The following is a 15,021-nucleotide window of genomic DNA, read 5'->3' as shown; positions in this document are numbered from 1 at the left end:
ATATGGAAAGGAATGTTTACAGAGTACGCACCCAATACATTTTTGAAGGAGTATTTGAGGTAGCAGCCACAAACCGAGAGGAAGCCGAGCGTAAAATCCTTGAAGATTGTGGTATGGTGATGGGCAGAGGAGTACACAGCATCCTGCCCGATGAACAAATCAACTGGGCTTTTGATACCCACCCCGAAGAACGGATAATTGAAACTATTGAAAAATCCTAACACAATGAGCCACGCAACCTCAAACTTGCGTGGCTTCTTTTCTTTTTCTTTGAACGAGTAGGCGACCAAAGAAAAGAAGCAAAAGAAAGTCGCAGAAACATCAATAATATCACGCTTTTATCTTCTTATACTCTGCAAGAAAATCCTTAATCCTATCTACGGAATCCTCTGTGTTTTGTAGATTGGGAGGAAAATCGATTATCTGATAAATTTCTGCCCAATACTTAAAAAACTGAACCAATATTACTATGTATTTTGGATTATCATTTTTTATACACTCATAGACCTTAAAAATTCTCTCGTCCTCTGTGGGGTGGATATTATCAGGTTCAATTGTTGGATTTAGGTAAAGAAGTGAGAACAGAGCACAAAGGACCCCACAATTTGCAGAAAACTTTTCATTTTCAGATATGTCAGAGTAAATACTCCCAAAAGATGAAAAGTCTGCTTCTACTTCATCTTGTATAGCAGGGCTTACTTTATCAAGATGCCCAAGAGCAAAATGTGATGCCTCGTGTAGAAGAATAAAACAAATTCCAAAGCAATAAACAGAGTTGATTTTCTCCCCATACGGTGTATTGACATCAATTGCAGAGAAATCACCTAAATTAAACGTTTCTTGCCTCATTAATTCGACCAATAATTTTATATAATATTTTTGTAGTTTACAAAACTCTTCGATATTTAATAGTTCAGGAATTCGTTTTAAGTAATCAATATACTGTTCTATATTTATCCCTTTATATTCTAAAGGAATCTGTTCCAAAAATTGTTCTTGAGAAAGACTTACCGCTTGCTTTGTGCCTTCTATAAATTGCTCTAAAGTAACACCACATCGTTTGCACTCCTCCATAACCACAGACAAATCGATTTCTCTTATAATTATGCTGCACATTAGCCATAGATATTGACAGTATGCTGCAGACAGGCTAACATAACTTTTTCCATCCATTGGAAACTTTACTATTTTAGCAACATCTGAAATAGGACAATCTTGGTCTATAAAACGAATTTCATTGTTAAGTCCTTCCTTGATATTTTCTAAAATGCCAGCGGAAGGGATTTTTTTGATGAGCTGCGTAATGTTACTGTTTAATGCAAGTATTGGAAACTGTGAATTCATATTTTTTCTTAATTCCGCAACACTATTATAAATTAAACTTTTTAAGTACTTGAGCAACAAAAAGTTGCTCAGGATTTTGCCATGTCAGAATTTTCACTTATCTTAGTGTTGCAAAAAACAAGAGGATCCGACGATAGACATGGCGAAGATACAAATTAAATCTGAGAGACTCACTCCTTTTGGGGGATTATTTTCAATCATGGAGCAATTTGACTCCACATTATCATCTGTAATCGACTCAACCCTCGGTCTAAGGTGTAGATCGTTCGGTTATCAGTACAGCGAAATCATCCGTTCTCTCATGAGTATCTACTTCTGTGGTGGTTCTCATGTACCCAAGGATATCACTACTCATTTGATTACGAAATCTCTATAATATTGAACTCTGCAAAACTCTATTTGCATACCAAATACTTTAATCAATAATCAAAAAGTACATATTTGACGTGAACTCGATGAAAACATTGTTGTTAATAATTTGGTAAATTGAATTAATTGTAATAGTCAAGACTTGTTCAAATTAATCAAACTAACGTTAGATTATAGATAAAATCCCAAATATGATAGTCAAAACCATTCCTATAATTGCTAACGGAATAGACCATTTATTCAAATTTTCAATTTTCTTCTGTTGTTCATGTCTAGTAATAATAACACTACTCAATTCGCTTAGTTTTCTATTTATAGAATTTTGGTCACCTAATTTATTAAATGCACTCAAATCATTAATTATACTTCGCTCTGTATCTGGCAAGTCTGTATAAGGATTAGTGGTTTCGTTTTCTTTAATGAAATTCGTAATTTTTTCCTTTATTTCTATTACTTTATCTTGTACTAAATCCTGTCCAACTTCTTTATTTATAAGTTTAGCAAGAATCTCCCTAAGCCATTTATTTAAGTCCTGTCTGTTTGTTAAATCTTCGGGACTCAATTTTGTTATTCCAGAATATATATTCAATAAATCAGTTGAATTTGCAATAGTATTATCTGATATACCCTTGATAAAAGTATTAATAAATATCTTTTTCCGTTCTAATTTTCGAGCTTTCAGCTTTCCTAACAAGCGAATTACAGATAATGAATACATAACAGTGAAAACAATGGTGAAGATATCCAAAAGAAGATTCTCTTTTCCTAAAATATATTCGATGATTTCATTCATTTTATCTTGAACAAGTATTAAGTTATGGTAATACATAAAATTCCTTAATTCCGCAGCATAAATTCTTGTAAGAACTCCAAGTGCCTGAGAAACAAAGTTCTCAAAACACTTGGATATGTCAGAAAATTCACCTATCTTGGTGCTGCAAACATAATAAGTAAGCAAAAAACTGACATGGCAAAGGTAGCAATTAAAAGCGAGAATATCACTTCCTTCGGTAGAATTTATCACATTATGGACATTTTTTCAAAGTTGGGCTTTGAAAAACTTACCGAATCTGTATTGGGCAAACGTGGAAGTAGCGGCAAAGTATTCTGTTATAGAAGTATTTTTGGCTCTCTCTTCTTCAGTTACCTTTGTGGTGGAGAATGCCTTGAGGACATCAATGTGCTTATAGGACAGTTCAAGCAGAGACCTGACACGCTATTACCTGGTGCCGGCACTGTGGGACGCGGACTAAAGGAGCTTGCCGAAAAGAATATTGTCTATAAGAGCGAAACCTCCGGCAGGTCTTACAGTTTCAACACAGCAGAAAAGTTGAATACCTTACTTTTACGGATGATACGAAGAATGGGGCTTATAAAGGTGGGCAGTCATGTTGACTTAGACTTTGATCATCAGTTTATCCACCAGCCCACAAGTTCGATGCAAAGTATTCTTACAAGCAGGATTTTGGCTATTTCCCTGGTTGGGCTTCCATTGGGGGAATCATAGTCGGAGGTGAGAATCGTGACGGAAACACCAATGTGAGATTCCATCAAGAAGACACGCTCCGTCGCATTATGGACCGTGTAACCTCAGAACTTGGTGTGGTAATAGAGCGTTTCCGTGCTGATTGTGGGGCGTTCTCAAAGAAAATCATCCAAACCGTAGAGTCGCACTGCAACACGTTCTACATACGTGCTGCCAACTGTGGCAGTCGCAATGAGAACTTCCGCTAGCTGAAAGAATGGAAGAGTGTTGAGGTTGGTTATGAGAGATGCGATGTCACCTCCGTCAGCATAGACAACTTAATAGAAGGAAAGTCATACAGGCTTGTCGTACAGCGTAGTCCTTTGAAAGACAAGGATGGCAGGGGGCAGACAGATATCTTCGGAGTAATATACACATACCGCTGTATCCTCACCAATAACCGGACATCTACCGAGAAGGACATCATTACATTATTATAATGAGCGTGGAGCAAGCGAAAAGAACTTCGACATACAGAACAATGACTTCGGATGGTCGCATCTGCCCTTTTCCTTTATGGCTGAGAACATGGTTTTCATGATGGTTACCGCCATGCTGAAGAACTTCTATCTCTATCTCGTCCGTCATATCAGCGATAAGGTCAAGCCATTGAAAAAGACAAGCAGACTGAAAGCCTTTATCCTACATTTTGTCAGCGTACCAGCAAAATGGGTGCGCACTGGAAGGCAGAACGTTCTGAACCTATATACAAATAAAACCTACTACTCTGAGGTCTTCATTGAATAAACAGTATTTCTTTGTGGTTATCATACTTCCCCATTGGTTTGGGAGGGGGATTGTATGCTTAGAAAAGACCCAAGAAACACCGACGCACCTCATATCAACATATAGAGCCCCAAAAAGACATTTCAACATATAAAATTTTCTCACAAGAAAAAATACTGCGGAATTGAGGTATCTTATGAAAAAAGCGGAACAAACACGTTGCTCCGCTCCGGAAACTTAATCTGTTCCTTTTTTGTTGCTAAACAACTAATAGCAAGTCAAAATCATTGTTGATATTATACCTGCTATTGGATTTATCAAACCAACAATCAGAGGAATCATATTGTTAGATACTATCACAACCTTCTTATTGGCATCCTTACTGTTATACAACTAATAGCACATTACAACAGCCGTAGCTATTATACCTGCTATTGGATTAAATAGTCCGACAATTAGTGGAATTATATTGTTACATACAATCATCACAGACTTGTCAGAGGACAATCCTTGTAGGGATTGACTAAGTTTTTTACTTAAATCAATCACCTACTTTTTGAAAAATAAATTTTTTTTCATTTTCGCTGAATTATAAAGTAAAGAGTTCTACCGTTATTGGCTTTACGTCCCGAACTCATTTAGTGGACGTTGGCAGCGACCTACTCTTCCACTTAGTGTAGTACCATTGGCGCAATAAGGCTTAACTTCTCTGTTCGGAATGGGAAGAGGTGTACACTTATGCTATAGCTACCATTTTATATTTTTATTGTTTCTTCCAACGATAACGGCGAGTATAACCGCCCTCAGTTTCAAAGAGCCGATTATCTTCTTGCAGAACACTTTTCAATATCTTACCGGCATCTTTTGCAGCCTGGTCAAAAGCATAATCATGGTCATAACCTGCATCTATATGACGAAAATAGAGGATTCCCAAAGGATAATGTTCCCAGTAATAATTATCTCCTCCTATAAAATTTCTCGCACAGAACCATTCATCATTGCGAGTTATACACCAAGAATACACTGCTCCTTGTAGAAATGCTTTAATTTTCTGCAGGTCAGTATCTGCAATTCCGTGTACCTTTCGTATTGTTATGTTATCTCCTTGAAGCATAATATGTAGTTTAATAATTTTCCTGCAAAGTTACTCATTCTTAACGAGGAAGACGAATAAAACGGGCAGAATACGCCCCTTGCAAGCATAAAAATATCGCAAGAGGCGTTTTTGACAATCATGATATATAAAACAATGCAAACTCTACCTGTCTCCGTTTCACCAGTTCTTTCAAAACTTTCCCCTTATATCGGCAGAACGAAACATACTCCCGATAGATGTTTCTGTCTCCAACTTCTATCTTTCGTAGCAGCCTACTCTTGGAGTGCTTACCATATCCAAGCAGTCGTCCTACTCCCACATTATAGGCAAGGAGGCTGAGCAGCAGCGCATCCTTACCATAGCCTTTGAAGTGTTCAAAGCATTTCCAAAGGTCGGCACGAAGCAGTGAGTCCGCCTGCCGTTCCGTCATATCCGCCGTGAAATGCTCTCCCCGTTGCAGCTGATGCCCATATCCAACATACGGATAATTCTTCCAGCCGTGCAATCCCTCGAAATATTTCACAACGACCACAGCACGCTCAAAAGGTGGCAAGTCTGCCAGCCGCACCCTCTGCTGGGCAAGGGTCGGCTGACAGAACAGGCAGAATACACAAAGTAAAATGAAAGAATTTATCGTTCGCATCAATTACGCTTTTAGTGGCGAGAAGATGCAGGCTTGTCCTTGCCCTCTTCTCGCTCGTTGTTAAAACTAAAGGTCAGCTGTTGAACTTTCCCAAAACTATCCTCCACATATACATCAATCGTTTGGCGGTCAGATGAGAGCGAGGTGTAGTATAAGCGGAACACATCTTTTGTAAGCGGATAGCAGTCGTTCGGCTTGAATACTGTGCCGTTATCATTTCTTAGCAAGCCCTTGCCGTCAGACTGGAAATAACGTATCGTATAGCGAGTGTCGGCAAACTCACCACCTCGTTTGAGCGTGCAGCGTATCTCAGCCGTCTGCCCCCTTATGATGTCCTTCTGAACCGGCATTGTCTCCACCGTAAACGGATAAGACTGCTGAACATCCAAATCCCTATCACAAGCAGATAGGCAAAACACGGCAAGGGTCAGCACACCCATTACCCAAATCGTATTCAATATCTTCTTCATCTTTTCTTCTACTTAAAAGTTAAACCTTAGTCCTGCTGAAACAGCCGGACGGAAACAATGCACGTCCGAGCCAAAGAGGAAACGTCCCTGCGCCTTTACAAGAAAGAGGACCCTGTCTGTTAGAAACACTTCCACCGAACCATGTACGGCACCGCCATAGACAAAGCGGGAGTGGTCGAGCAGCGTCGCCCCATCGGGCAGCAGCTTCTTGTCCTCGTTCAGCTGCTCATAGCCACCCAAGACGGATATGCCACCATAAAGAAACACGTTCTTACCTCTGTCGGAGAGAACAGGGTGCATATAGCCCACCTGCAAGAGAGCATCCTTGAGTTTTACGTTATAGCTTCTGTACGGCATATTCTGCTGTTCATACTCTGCCATAACAAAGGTATAATTCTCACGTCCCAGATATCGTGTGAGTGATGCTCCCATGCCGAAATTGTCAGCAGCAAGGAACTTTTCACCCTTGATGAGTGGAACAGCCCCTACGACCTCTATTCCCCTTTGCTTGGGTATCAGTCGCTGTGCCTGCGATGGCAGACTGAAAGTCATGGCCACCGCAACGCATACTGTTAGAATGATATTGTTCTTCTTCATTACCATTTCAGTTTGAGGTTATCAATCTTCTTTGCCAACTGCAGGTCTTCTGCCGTTACATGGAAAGTCAGCGTACGACCGCCATTTCTCTCATAGAGTGTCACTTCAAGCTGCTTGTCTTCAGCAAGAGAAAACTGCTCGAGCGCAAACACAGTGTGTTCACTTCCCATGCCACGCACCTGCATTACCTGATGATAGGCACGAAGTGGCTGCAATACCTGCTCCTGAATGGCAGTGCGCTTTGCCATCTTCTTATCAACCACCTTAAAGATGATAAAATCCACAGAGTACGGCATATTCGTGCCGTTTTCCATACGAGTGTGGAAATACAGCAAGCCGTTATGGGCATACAAGCCACGAAGCAGGAACTTCATACCAAACTGCTGTGCACCGATATGTTTGATGGTACGCTTGTCGTTCTGATAGATAGTCTGCATCATCAGTTTTACTAATACGGGCGACTCGTTACCGAGTTCCTTAAAGTAAATATCAGAGCGATTGCTTGGCAGCCTGCCTTCCGTCGTGGAGAGAAAGTCCTTCATCTCTATGCTGAGCTTCTCAGGCTCATCGGCATACTTTACATTGAAAGCATAGAAAGAGCCGTCCTCACAGATGACACTCATATTGGTCTCCGTTTCAAAGTCCTTCACTGAAGCCTTTACACGTAACACGTTCTCTGCATCCTCCGCCTTCCCCGCGATGATGTTCTGCGAACCTAAGTCTACATAGCGGATGGCAGAAGGGAAGATAAGGTGCACGGTCTTGTCAAAGGTAACGTCAAGACCATACGGCAGTACGACACGTCCCGTTGGAATAGCACGGCTCATACCTTGAAAGAGTTCGCCCGAAGTAAGCGGACGGCTTGGTGTCAGACCATCATTGTTTTCCTGTGCTGTGGCTGTTGCTCCCACCATGGCAAGCATAGCCATTGATAAAATAATTTTCTTCATTGTTCCTTTTGATTTGATGTTATTTTTACTTATCATTTTCGATTGTTTCATTTGGACTGAACCAAGAAAAGGCGGTAGCCACCCTTGAGCGTTACCTTGATGGTGCGCAGTTTCTTCTGAAGCAGCTGACTTGCGCCTTGCATCACCCCACGAGCAGCCTCGGAGATAATCTGGTCCTTGGCAGAGGAAGCGAAGGTAAAGGAGGTGCCCATTGAACCACCGATGTTCGCCCCTACTTCCTTAAGCGCATTGATGTCCTCCGAACCTGGTATATACACACCCTCCTGTCCGTCCATATCGTATGCCGAGAGCTTGACGGCTATGATATGCCCGTCCACCTCAATGCTTTTGATAAGCAGGTGCATACGGTTGCCCTCTATCTTAGCAACGGCTATGAGTCGGCTTTGTCGTGGAATGTGCAGCCCCCCTACCTTGGCACTTTCAAGCAGACGAAGCACGACATTGTCACCCTCCTTGATTGTCGTTGTCCTGTCCACTACAACTTTAAGCGTATTGCGCATCGTATGAGCAGCCATACTTGTGAGCGAATGAAAGCCCATATTACGAGCCTTCTTGCCGTATTCCTCCATAAAGTACACATCGCTCATAGGCTGGTCAAGTGAAGAAACTATCTGCCTACGCTCCGGCAGCACCTCCATTACAGGCTTTTCCTTCTGCATGGTCTTGCCCTTAGCGGCGTCAGAGCCACCTGCTGTATCTTCCGTCTTCTCTTTTTCAGCAGTCAAACCACTATTGAAAGTAGGTGGAGTTGATGTTTTAGGAAGATACTTCGCTGCCATCTGATAGCTCTTTTCCATCAAGGCAAGCTGTCGTTTCTCTTCATTGTCCTCCCTGCTGTCTTTGACAGAGAGTTCCTTTTTAAGGTTATCTATTTCCGAGCGCAAGGCTTCACGTTCCTGCTCGTGTGGGTCGGGAGCGTAAAAAGAGTTCAAAAGCCGATTGTTCTCCTCATAACGATGCATGGAGCTTTCTATCTTTGCCGTAGAAGCAGCTGTTTCTGCACGCTGCTCCTCTGATGGAGCAGTGTTCTGTGCAAAATAGTCCGATAGTCTGCCCATCTCCTCGCGGGTCTGTTCTTCCTCGTGTGCTTTGTCGCCTAATTCGTAGGCTTTGAGTTTGTTCTCCGTCAGTTTTTCTGTCGTTGCCTGCGGTATGCTGTCATTGAGTCCCTGTTCCGCTGCAGTCTTATCCTTGCCCGAAGGTGCGAAGATAAACCACATTGAAAGGGCAAACAGCAGTCCCAGACCTCCGAAGACCAAGCCTTTCTTCATTTGTTCTTTCTGTTTATTATCCATTTTCTTTGATTGTTTGATGATGTTGTAGGTAAAAATTGCCGTGTAACTCTTGTAAAGTACTGTCCGTCTGTATCGGACTGTCCGTCAGCTTTCCCGTGGGGATGGGTAGTTTCTCCTTCTTTGGAGGAAGGAAGAACTGTGCTATCATCCAGAGCGAGCAGAGCAGATAGATGAAACTCAGCCCATAGACGATTTCCTTTCTCTGCCTTATCGTGAGTCTTTCACACCGATGGCGGAGCCACAGGTGAAAGCGCAGATATTGACGTGAGAGTAAAAAGTTTCTTTTCCTTGCCATAGCCTTATCGTTTATAAGTCTGTATATCCCTGTTTTCCTTCACAAGGAAGTTCTCCATAAGAAAACCTTGCGGGTTATTGTCCGAACGGACAGAGTTCTGCAGCGTGCAGGTCGTAACAAGACTGCGCTCTGTAACGTTACTCTGACGGACGATAAACTCCCGTGCATAAGTCGTTACCGCATAAGGGTAAGTATTGAAGTTGCAGTGGATAGAGTCCACCTCTATGCGCTGATTGACATTACCCGATATGGCACGGTTATAATAGCCCTTCTCTGCCAAGTCTTTGTAATAGTTGAAAGCCGACTTGTCACACAGCACAAAGGCACGCTCCATGTTCTTCTCAATGGCATCCTTGTCAGGCGCAATGGTGAAGAACAGCTCATGGAAACGACGCACGTGTTCCCTTGCCTCTACGGGACGATTACGACTTGCATCCTGACTGAGGGCAAGCATGAGCGACTTTCCCTGGTCAAGCACATAGATTTTCTCCCTCTGCTCCTTGGCGAAGCTGTATGAGGCATAGACGGCATAACCGCTTACCGCCACGCAGACGATGGCAAAGACAAAGGCGTAGAGCCTTATCTGCCTGAATGAGGTCTCGATATTACCAAGTGATTTGAATTCCATTTTTCTTTTATATCTGTTGATTAATTAAGCATAGTTGTTCGATTTCTATTTTCCTTTGAGCAGTGCACCCTTGATACGTCCACCGACATTTCCCACAGTAGCACCTGCGCCAGCCATAGCAGCCTTGCCACCAGTATATGCGCCTTGCGCACCACGCTGTGCTGTCTGGTTGACATTACGACCGTATGAGCCGATACCACCTCCAGCTTCGATAATCCAGCCTGCCACGGTAGGTACACAGAAGTAGCCTACAATACCGATAAGGAAGAAGACGATGTAGTACCACGTCCCCGAATCAGGCAGATAGTTAGGGTCACTGAGTGCTTCAATATCCTTCTCTATCATCAGCACCTGTATTTTTGTAAGCAGTGCCGTAAGAATAGAGCTGACAGGTAGCCACAGGTAGACAGAGATATAGCGTGAGAACCATGCCGTAAGTGAGCCAGCAAGACCATCCCATACTGCAATGCCGAAGACTATCGGACCGAGAATGGCAAGAACGATGAGTATGAAGGTGCGTAGCGTGTCGATGATAAGCCCTGCAGCATGGAATAGGAGTTCTAAAAGGTCGTGTACCATCTTCATGATCCACTGCTTGGTCTGATAGGCAGCACGCTCGGCATACATACCTGCTATCGTCACAGCATCTTCAGGTCCGATGATGCCCATTTCCTCTATCTTCTCATCGAACTTCTCGTTGGAGACAAGGTAGGCTGTTTCAGGATTTCTAAGGTAGGCTTCCTCTTGCAACTTGTCCCGCTTGGCAGTAAGCTCTGCAAGGTTCCCCTCCTGTTGGTGTACCATCATCTCCGTTCCCTGCACTACGGGCGAGAGAACGGCATTCATCGTACCCAGTACGACTGTCGGGAAGAACATGATGCAAAAGCCCAGCACGAAGGGGCGGAGAAGCGGAAAGACGTCTATCGCCTCGGCACGGGCAATGGAAGCCCATACCCGAAGAGCAATATAAAAGAGCGCACCCAAGCCCGCAATGCCCTTGGCAATGCCCGTCATCTGGGCACAGAGCGGCATCATCTCGGCATAGGTTGAGCGTAGCAGCTCATGTAAACTGGCAAAATCCATAAGCAAAAGTGTTTTTTATGAAAGTTCTTTCAAGTTCTTTTTTTGTCTGTGGATTTACCAATACCTGCTTGCCGTATTACCATAGAGTGCCTTAACGGAGGCAAGGTTGTTCTTCTCCCTTGCACGCACATAGCTTACGGAGATGTTTTTCCTTGTGTAGTATGATACAAGTGAGCGATTTTCCCTAAGCGTAGTATAGATACGGTCTATTGCCTGCATTCGCTCGTGGTCGTTCATCGAGAAGACATTACTCTTAACGATGGACTTTAGTTCCTTGAGACTCTCACCACTCTGCTCCAAGAGTTTGGCATATCCCGAAGCCATCGCAGCGAGTTCCGAAGGGCGGAAGTTCTTGTCCGAGAGCATTTTCTTATACGAGGTGACGTAAATCTCAGAGATGTCGCCCACCATAAGGATGCACTCTTTGACCTTATAGGCATCACCAATCAAGTTGTTCACCTTCTTGAGTGCATCGTAATACTTCTTGGTGTCGTTGTAGAGTTTCTCCACCTCCTTGAACCCGTCCAAGGTATTCTTCACTGTCTTCGAAGCTGTTGCTATCTCCTTGACCGAATTGACGATGTTGCCGGCAAAATTGCCAGGGTCGGTTACTACCCACTGTGCATGGGCTTTGGGAACAGAAAGGCTCAATCCTAAGAGAGCCATGAAAATGTACTTTTTCATTGTTACTATAGTTTTGATGGTTTGTACTTATTTCTTTTTATTGTTTCTTTTCTCTATGGCAAGCTGACGGATAGCCGTTTCGATATCACCACCGAGCTGTGCCGCCCTGTTCATCACCTCCACCTTCTCGGTTTCCTCTGTGGTGTAGGTCAGGTACTCCTCCATACTCACTTCCGTAGCATAGACAGCACTCTGCATACCTCCCAGACCTATCCAAACTTCCTTGTAGAGTCGGTTCGGGTCGTTGTTCTGGTTGATGGAGAGAATCTGGCTCTTTTCCTTTTCCGAAAGACCGAGCATCGCCTGTATGCCGTCGAACTTGGTCATATACTTGCGCTGGTCGAGCAGTATCTTGCAGTCAGAGTTATTAATAATACTTTCCTTGACTATAGGCGACTGGATGATATCGTCCACCTCCTGCGTTACGACAATGGCTTCCCCAAAATACTTTCTCACCGTCTTGTAGAGATACTTGATGTAGTCTGCCATGTTTGCCGAAGCTATGGCTTTCCACGCTTCCTCAATGAGTATCATCTTGCGGATACCCTTTAATCGGCGCATCTTGTTGATGAAGGCCTCCATGATGATAATCGTTACCACAGGAAAGAGGTCCTTGTTATCCTTTACTTGGTCGATTTCAAAGACGATGAAGCGTTTAGAGAGCAGGTCGATGTTCTTGTCCGAGTTCAGCAGGAAATCATAACGACCGCCACGATAGTATTGCTTTAATGTTGTTAAGAGGTTGTTAATATTGAAGTCCGAGAGCGTTACCTTGATGTCACGCTTTTCCATATCCTTGCGGTACACGTCCCGCAGATACTCATAGAAGGTATTAAAACAGGGCGTAACGCTATGGTCTGCACATATCAGTTCGATATAGGAGTTTACGGCTGAACCAAGTTCACCTGCCTCGGTCTTTGTGATATGCTCATCGGCACTTTTCCAAAGCGTAAGCAGTAGCGTACAGATACTCTCTCTCTTCTCTACATCGAAAAAGTAATCATCCGTATAGAAAGGGTTGAAAGATATAGGACTTTCATTGGTATAGGTGAAATACACACCATCCTCACCCTTGGTCTTGCGGTGGATAAGTTCACACAAACCTTGATATGAGTTACCTGTATCGACCAAGAGGACATGCGCCCCCTGCTCGTAATACTGGCGTACCATGTGGTTGGTAAAGAAAGACTTGCCACTACCCGAAGGACCCAAGATAAATTTGTTTCTATTGGTGATAACTCCCTTTTTCATCGGCAAATCCGATATATCCAAGTGGACGGGCTTTCCAGAAAGGCGGTCTGCCATCTTGATACCGAAGGGAGAGAGTGAGTCCTTATAGTTCGTCTCTGCCGTAAAGAAACAGAGGGCAGGCTCGATGAAAGTATAGAATGACTCTTCTGCAGGAAAGTCTGCCGCATTGCCGGGAATACCCGCCCAGTAGAGCGTTGCCGCATCAATGGTATTGTGGCGAGGGTGGCATTCCATAAGAGCAAGTGCAGAGCCCACGTCATTCTTAATCTGGCGAAGTTCTTCCTTGTCGCTACTCCATGCCAGTACGTTAAAATGGGCACGGATAGATGTCAGCCCCTGTGAATGGGCAATATTGAGATACTCCTGTATCCACTCCTCGTTGATTTGGTTGCTACGGCTGTAGCGTGCCAGTGAGTGCATATTCCTTGCCTGCTTTTCGAAGCGTTCCAAGTTGGCATCGCTGTCCTCGATGAAGAGATACTGGTTATAGATATGGTTGCAGGGCAACATCAGACCCACGGGAGAGGCAAAGGAAAGACGGCAGTCGCTTCGGTCGGTCGATAATCGCTCATATCGGCTGTCTGTGCTGACCGTTGTAGGCAGGTCGTCCGTGTCGGAGAGCGTATGCAGACAAATCATATTGTCGCCCACACGTACAAGGTCTGCGCCCAAGCGGATGTCCTCCAACGAGGCGTGTCTTTCTTCCGAGAGGGAGAAATAACGGTCCAAGAGACCGCCTTTTTCCTTTGTACCAATCAATTCATCTTCAGTCATGCGGACAATCCTTATCTGCTCGGTATCGTTGATGATGCGTTCAAACTGGTCTACAGCTTCCATGAACTTCATCACTTCGTCCTTGTTGGTGATTTCCTTGGGAATGAGGTGTCCACGGCAGAGCGAGGAAAAATTGCTCTGTTGTGCCATACGCTGCTTGTTGGTCTTGGTCAGGAATAAGTAAACGCTGTGGTGCAGGTACGGACGTTCGTTGAAATGCCGTTCAGAGGAACGGGCAAGGAAGCTCAGTCCGCCATCGGAGAGCTTTCCTTGATAGTCCTCCTTGATGAACCAGTCCTGCTTGTGCACGATGCTGTAATTGGGTAGCACCTTGATTGCCTTATGCCAGGCAGAGTGCATCGCTTCATACTCTGCAGAAGTGACGGTAAAGAGTTCGGGCAGTTCCACACGGAAAGCCACGGTGATGTCAGCATCTTTGCTCACCATGCAACCCTGCTCTACGGAGAGCAGTGGAAACTTAGACTCCAAGGTGGTTATCTTGCTTTTATTTCTCATTGCTTCGCTTTCTTTGATTGAAGGTTACAGATAAGGTGGCAGACCGTACGGCGGTTTACAAGGTAGCGTGGGTGCATACGTATTGCTCCTTTTTTCATCAGCCCATATTGCCCATACTTTCTATTCATGGTGAACGTTTGCCATACCACAAGGCTGGCACCCACTACACCTATGACAAGACAGGCTACTTGGCTGACTCCACAGAGATAGAGCACGACAACGAGAATGAAGACAGCCAGCAGTCCTCCTGCAAAGAGGAAGAGGTACTGCGCCTTCAAGCCCTTGAACTCTACCGTCCGACCTACACCTTTGTTGATTTCAAATGCTGCCATCGCCTTACAGGAAGAAACTTCTCAAGATAGTGGCTGCCACAATGAGAAAGATACACGCACCGAACCAAGAGGCAGCGGTCTTGCTCGTATCGGGGTCACCACTTGAGAACTTGTTATAGACTTTTATTCCTCCAATCAGACCTACTACGGCTCCGATAGCATAGATAAGCTTTGTACCTGGATCGAAGTAAGAGGTTACCATTTTTGTGGCTTCGTTGATACCCGCCATGCCGTTGCCTTGTGCGTATGCTCCTATGGCGGTAGCCGTCAGGAGAAGCATTGTGATTTTCTTTTTGTTGTTCATTGTTCTTTTTATTTTAAGTTGTTAAATGAATTGTTTTCTTTTGGGTAGAGATGGTAAGGGGTGGCTCGGTTTTATCGTATGACTGATATTGGTTGATTGTTTTACTTTTGAGCCACCC

The 15,021-nt window shown here is 44.0% G+C and carries 16 protein-coding genes, 1 rRNA gene and 2 pseudogenes; 3 read left to right on the top strand and 16 right to left on the bottom strand.

The window, feature by feature from the left end; all coding sequences use genetic code 11:
* Positions 1-2 precede the first annotated feature (2 nt).
* Complete coding sequence (locus tag HMPREF0659_RS10580) at positions 3-221, top strand: hypothetical protein (protein WP_044046100.1); 219 nt, start codon at positions 3-5, stop codon at positions 219-221.
* Between the two features lie 109 nt (positions 222-330).
* Here the strand turns inward: HMPREF0659_RS10580 and HMPREF0659_RS10575 are convergent, their stop codons facing one another.
* The gene (locus HMPREF0659_RS10575; protein ID WP_013265477.1) at positions 331-1,344 is read right to left on the bottom strand and encodes a hypothetical protein; all 1,014 of its coding nucleotides are present in this window, start codon (positions 1,342-1,344) and stop codon (positions 331-333) included.
* Between the two features lie 139 nt (positions 1,345-1,483).
* On the opposite strand from HMPREF0659_RS10575, the pseudogene HMPREF0659_RS12540 reads away from it, so the two are divergent.
* Positions 1,484-1,705, top strand: a pseudogene (locus HMPREF0659_RS12540) (IS1380 family transposase); the annotation flags it as partial.
* Positions 1,706-1,879: 174 nt separating this feature from the next.
* On the opposite strand, the gene HMPREF0659_RS10570 reads toward HMPREF0659_RS12540, so the two are convergent.
* Positions 1,880-2,506 carry a hypothetical protein gene (locus HMPREF0659_RS10570; protein ID WP_226893212.1) on the bottom strand — a complete coding sequence of 209 codons (627 nt, stop codon included), beginning with the start codon at positions 2,504-2,506 and terminating at the stop codon, positions 1,880-1,882.
* Between the two features lie 174 nt (positions 2,507-2,680).
* Here HMPREF0659_RS10570 and HMPREF0659_RS13000 point away from each other — a divergent pair.
* Positions 2,681-3,985 (top strand): annotated as a pseudogene (locus tag HMPREF0659_RS13000) (IS1380 family transposase).
* A gap of 625 nt (positions 3,986-4,610) precedes the next feature.
* On the opposite strand, the gene rrf reads toward HMPREF0659_RS13000, so the two are convergent.
* From rrf to HMPREF0659_RS10490, 14 genes are all read right to left on the bottom strand, one after another.
* Positions 4,611-4,719 (bottom strand): 5S ribosomal RNA (rrf, locus tag HMPREF0659_RS10555).
* Between the two features lie 8 nt (positions 4,720-4,727).
* Positions 4,728-5,078, bottom strand: coding sequence for a hypothetical protein (locus HMPREF0659_RS10550; RefSeq protein ID WP_009012708.1), 351 nt, complete (start codon positions 5,076-5,078; stop codon positions 4,728-4,730).
* 118 nt (positions 5,079-5,196) lie between these two features.
* Positions 5,197-5,703, bottom strand: coding sequence for a glycoside hydrolase family protein (locus HMPREF0659_RS10545; protein ID WP_013265521.1), 507 nt, complete (start codon positions 5,701-5,703; stop codon positions 5,197-5,199).
* A gap of 11 nt (positions 5,704-5,714) precedes the next feature.
* A complete protein-coding gene (locus HMPREF0659_RS10540) occupies positions 5,715-6,173 on the bottom strand; it encodes a DUF3872 domain-containing protein (RefSeq protein WP_013265744.1) in 459 nt (152 codons plus the stop codon).
* A gap of 12 nt (positions 6,174-6,185) precedes the next feature.
* Entirely contained in the window at positions 6,186-6,776 is a 591-nt protein-coding gene (locus HMPREF0659_RS10535) for a conjugal transfer protein TraO (RefSeq protein WP_013265268.1), read from the bottom strand.
* Positions 6,770-7,720, bottom strand: a complete 951-nt coding sequence (gene traN / locus HMPREF0659_RS10530) for a conjugative transposon protein TraN (protein ID WP_044046207.1) — start codon at positions 7,718-7,720, stop codon at positions 6,770-6,772. Before traN ends, HMPREF0659_RS10535 begins: the two co-directional genes overlap by 7 nt.
* Before the next feature lie 47 nt (positions 7,721-7,767).
* Positions 7,768-9,036, bottom strand: a complete 1,269-nt coding sequence (gene traM, locus HMPREF0659_RS10525; protein WP_013265860.1) for a conjugative transposon protein TraM — start codon at positions 9,034-9,036, stop codon at positions 7,768-7,770.
* Complete coding sequence (locus HMPREF0659_RS10520; protein WP_044046098.1) at positions 9,029-9,331, bottom strand: hypothetical protein; 303 nt, start codon at positions 9,329-9,331, stop codon at positions 9,029-9,031. The genes traM and HMPREF0659_RS10520 overlap by 8 nt, the downstream gene beginning before the upstream one ends.
* Before the next feature lie 4 nt (positions 9,332-9,335).
* Positions 9,336-9,959 carry a conjugative transposon protein TraK gene (gene traK / locus HMPREF0659_RS10515; protein WP_004353758.1) on the bottom strand — a complete coding sequence of 208 codons (624 nt, stop codon included), beginning with the start codon at positions 9,957-9,959 and terminating at the stop codon, positions 9,336-9,338.
* A 45-nt stretch (positions 9,960-10,004) separates the two neighbouring features.
* Positions 10,005-11,042, bottom strand: a complete 1,038-nt coding sequence (gene traJ, locus HMPREF0659_RS10510) for a conjugative transposon protein TraJ (RefSeq protein ID WP_013265738.1) — start codon at positions 11,040-11,042, stop codon at positions 10,005-10,007.
* Between the two features lie 54 nt (positions 11,043-11,096).
* Positions 11,097-11,726 (bottom strand): DUF4141 domain-containing protein, encoded by a 630-nt coding sequence (locus HMPREF0659_RS10505; RefSeq protein WP_004353763.1) that lies wholly within the window; start codon positions 11,724-11,726, stop codon positions 11,097-11,099.
* A 27-nt stretch (positions 11,727-11,753) separates the two neighbouring features.
* The gene (locus HMPREF0659_RS10500; protein WP_013265376.1) at positions 11,754-14,267 is read right to left on the bottom strand and encodes a TraG family conjugative transposon ATPase; all 2,514 of its coding nucleotides are present in this window, start codon (positions 14,265-14,267) and stop codon (positions 11,754-11,756) included.
* Positions 14,264-14,599: a DUF4133 domain-containing protein gene (locus HMPREF0659_RS10495; RefSeq protein WP_044046097.1), complete on the bottom strand. Its 336-nt coding sequence runs from the start codon at positions 14,597-14,599 to the stop codon at positions 14,264-14,266. Before HMPREF0659_RS10495 ends, HMPREF0659_RS10500 begins: the two co-directional genes overlap by 4 nt.
* A 4-nt stretch (positions 14,600-14,603) precedes the next feature.
* Positions 14,604-14,903: a DUF4134 domain-containing protein gene (locus tag HMPREF0659_RS10490; RefSeq protein WP_004374803.1), complete on the bottom strand. Its 300-nt coding sequence runs from the start codon at positions 14,901-14,903 to the stop codon at positions 14,604-14,606.
* Between the last annotated feature and the right edge of the window lie 118 nt (positions 14,904-15,021).

The sequence above is a fragment of the Prevotella melaninogenica ATCC 25845 genome (genome assembly GCF_000144405.1).
Taxonomy (GTDB): domain Bacteria; phylum Bacteroidota; class Bacteroidia; order Bacteroidales; family Bacteroidaceae; genus Prevotella; species Prevotella melaninogenica.
This window is presented reverse-complemented; position numbering and strand designations above follow the sequence as displayed.

Bases quoted from the DNA above. Each gene is read 5' to 3' on its own strand.
- HMPREF0659_RS10580 (WP_044046100.1), top strand. From the start codon at position 3: ATGGAAAGGAATGTTTACAGAGTACGCACCCAATACATTTTTGAAGGA.
- HMPREF0659_RS10575 (WP_013265477.1), bottom strand. From the start codon at position 1,344: ATGAATTCACAGTTTCCAATACTTGCATTAAACAGTAACATTACGCAG.
- HMPREF0659_RS10570 (WP_226893212.1), bottom strand. From the start codon at position 2,506: ATGAATGAAATCATCGAATATATTTTAGGAAAAGAGAATCTTCTTTTG.
- HMPREF0659_RS10550 (WP_009012708.1), bottom strand. From the start codon at position 5,078: ATGCTTCAAGGAGATAACATAACAATACGAAAGGTACACGGAATTGCA.
- HMPREF0659_RS10545 (WP_013265521.1), bottom strand. From the start codon at position 5,703: ATGCGAACGATAAATTCTTTCATTTTACTTTGTGTATTCTGCCTGTTC.
- HMPREF0659_RS10540 (WP_013265744.1), bottom strand. From the start codon at position 6,173: ATGAAGAAGATATTGAATACGATTTGGGTAATGGGTGTGCTGACCCTT.
- HMPREF0659_RS10535 (WP_013265268.1), bottom strand. From the start codon at position 6,776: ATGGTAATGAAGAAGAACAATATCATTCTAACAGTATGCGTTGCGGTG.
- traN (WP_044046207.1), bottom strand. From the start codon at position 7,720: ATGAAGAAAATTATTTTATCAATGGCTATGCTTGCCATGGTGGGAGCA.
- traM (WP_013265860.1), bottom strand. From the start codon at position 9,036: ATGGATAATAAACAGAAAGAACAAATGAAGAAAGGCTTGGTCTTCGGA.
- HMPREF0659_RS10520 (WP_044046098.1), bottom strand. From the start codon at position 9,331: ATGGCAAGGAAAAGAAACTTTTTACTCTCACGTCAATATCTGCGCTTT.
- traK (WP_004353758.1), bottom strand. From the start codon at position 9,959: ATGGAATTCAAATCACTTGGTAATATCGAGACCTCATTCAGGCAGATA.
- traJ (WP_013265738.1), bottom strand. From the start codon at position 11,042: ATGGATTTTGCCAGTTTACATGAGCTGCTACGCTCAACCTATGCCGAG.
- HMPREF0659_RS10505 (WP_004353763.1), bottom strand. From the start codon at position 11,726: ATGAAAAAGTACATTTTCATGGCTCTCTTAGGATTGAGCCTTTCTGTT.
- HMPREF0659_RS10500 (WP_013265376.1), bottom strand. From the start codon at position 14,267: ATGAGAAATAAAAGCAAGATAACCACCTTGGAGTCTAAGTTTCCACTG.
- HMPREF0659_RS10495 (WP_044046097.1), bottom strand. From the start codon at position 14,599: ATGGCAGCATTTGAAATCAACAAAGGTGTAGGTCGGACGGTAGAGTTC.
- HMPREF0659_RS10490 (WP_004374803.1), bottom strand. From the start codon at position 14,903: ATGAACAACAAAAAGAAAATCACAATGCTTCTCCTGACGGCTACCGCC.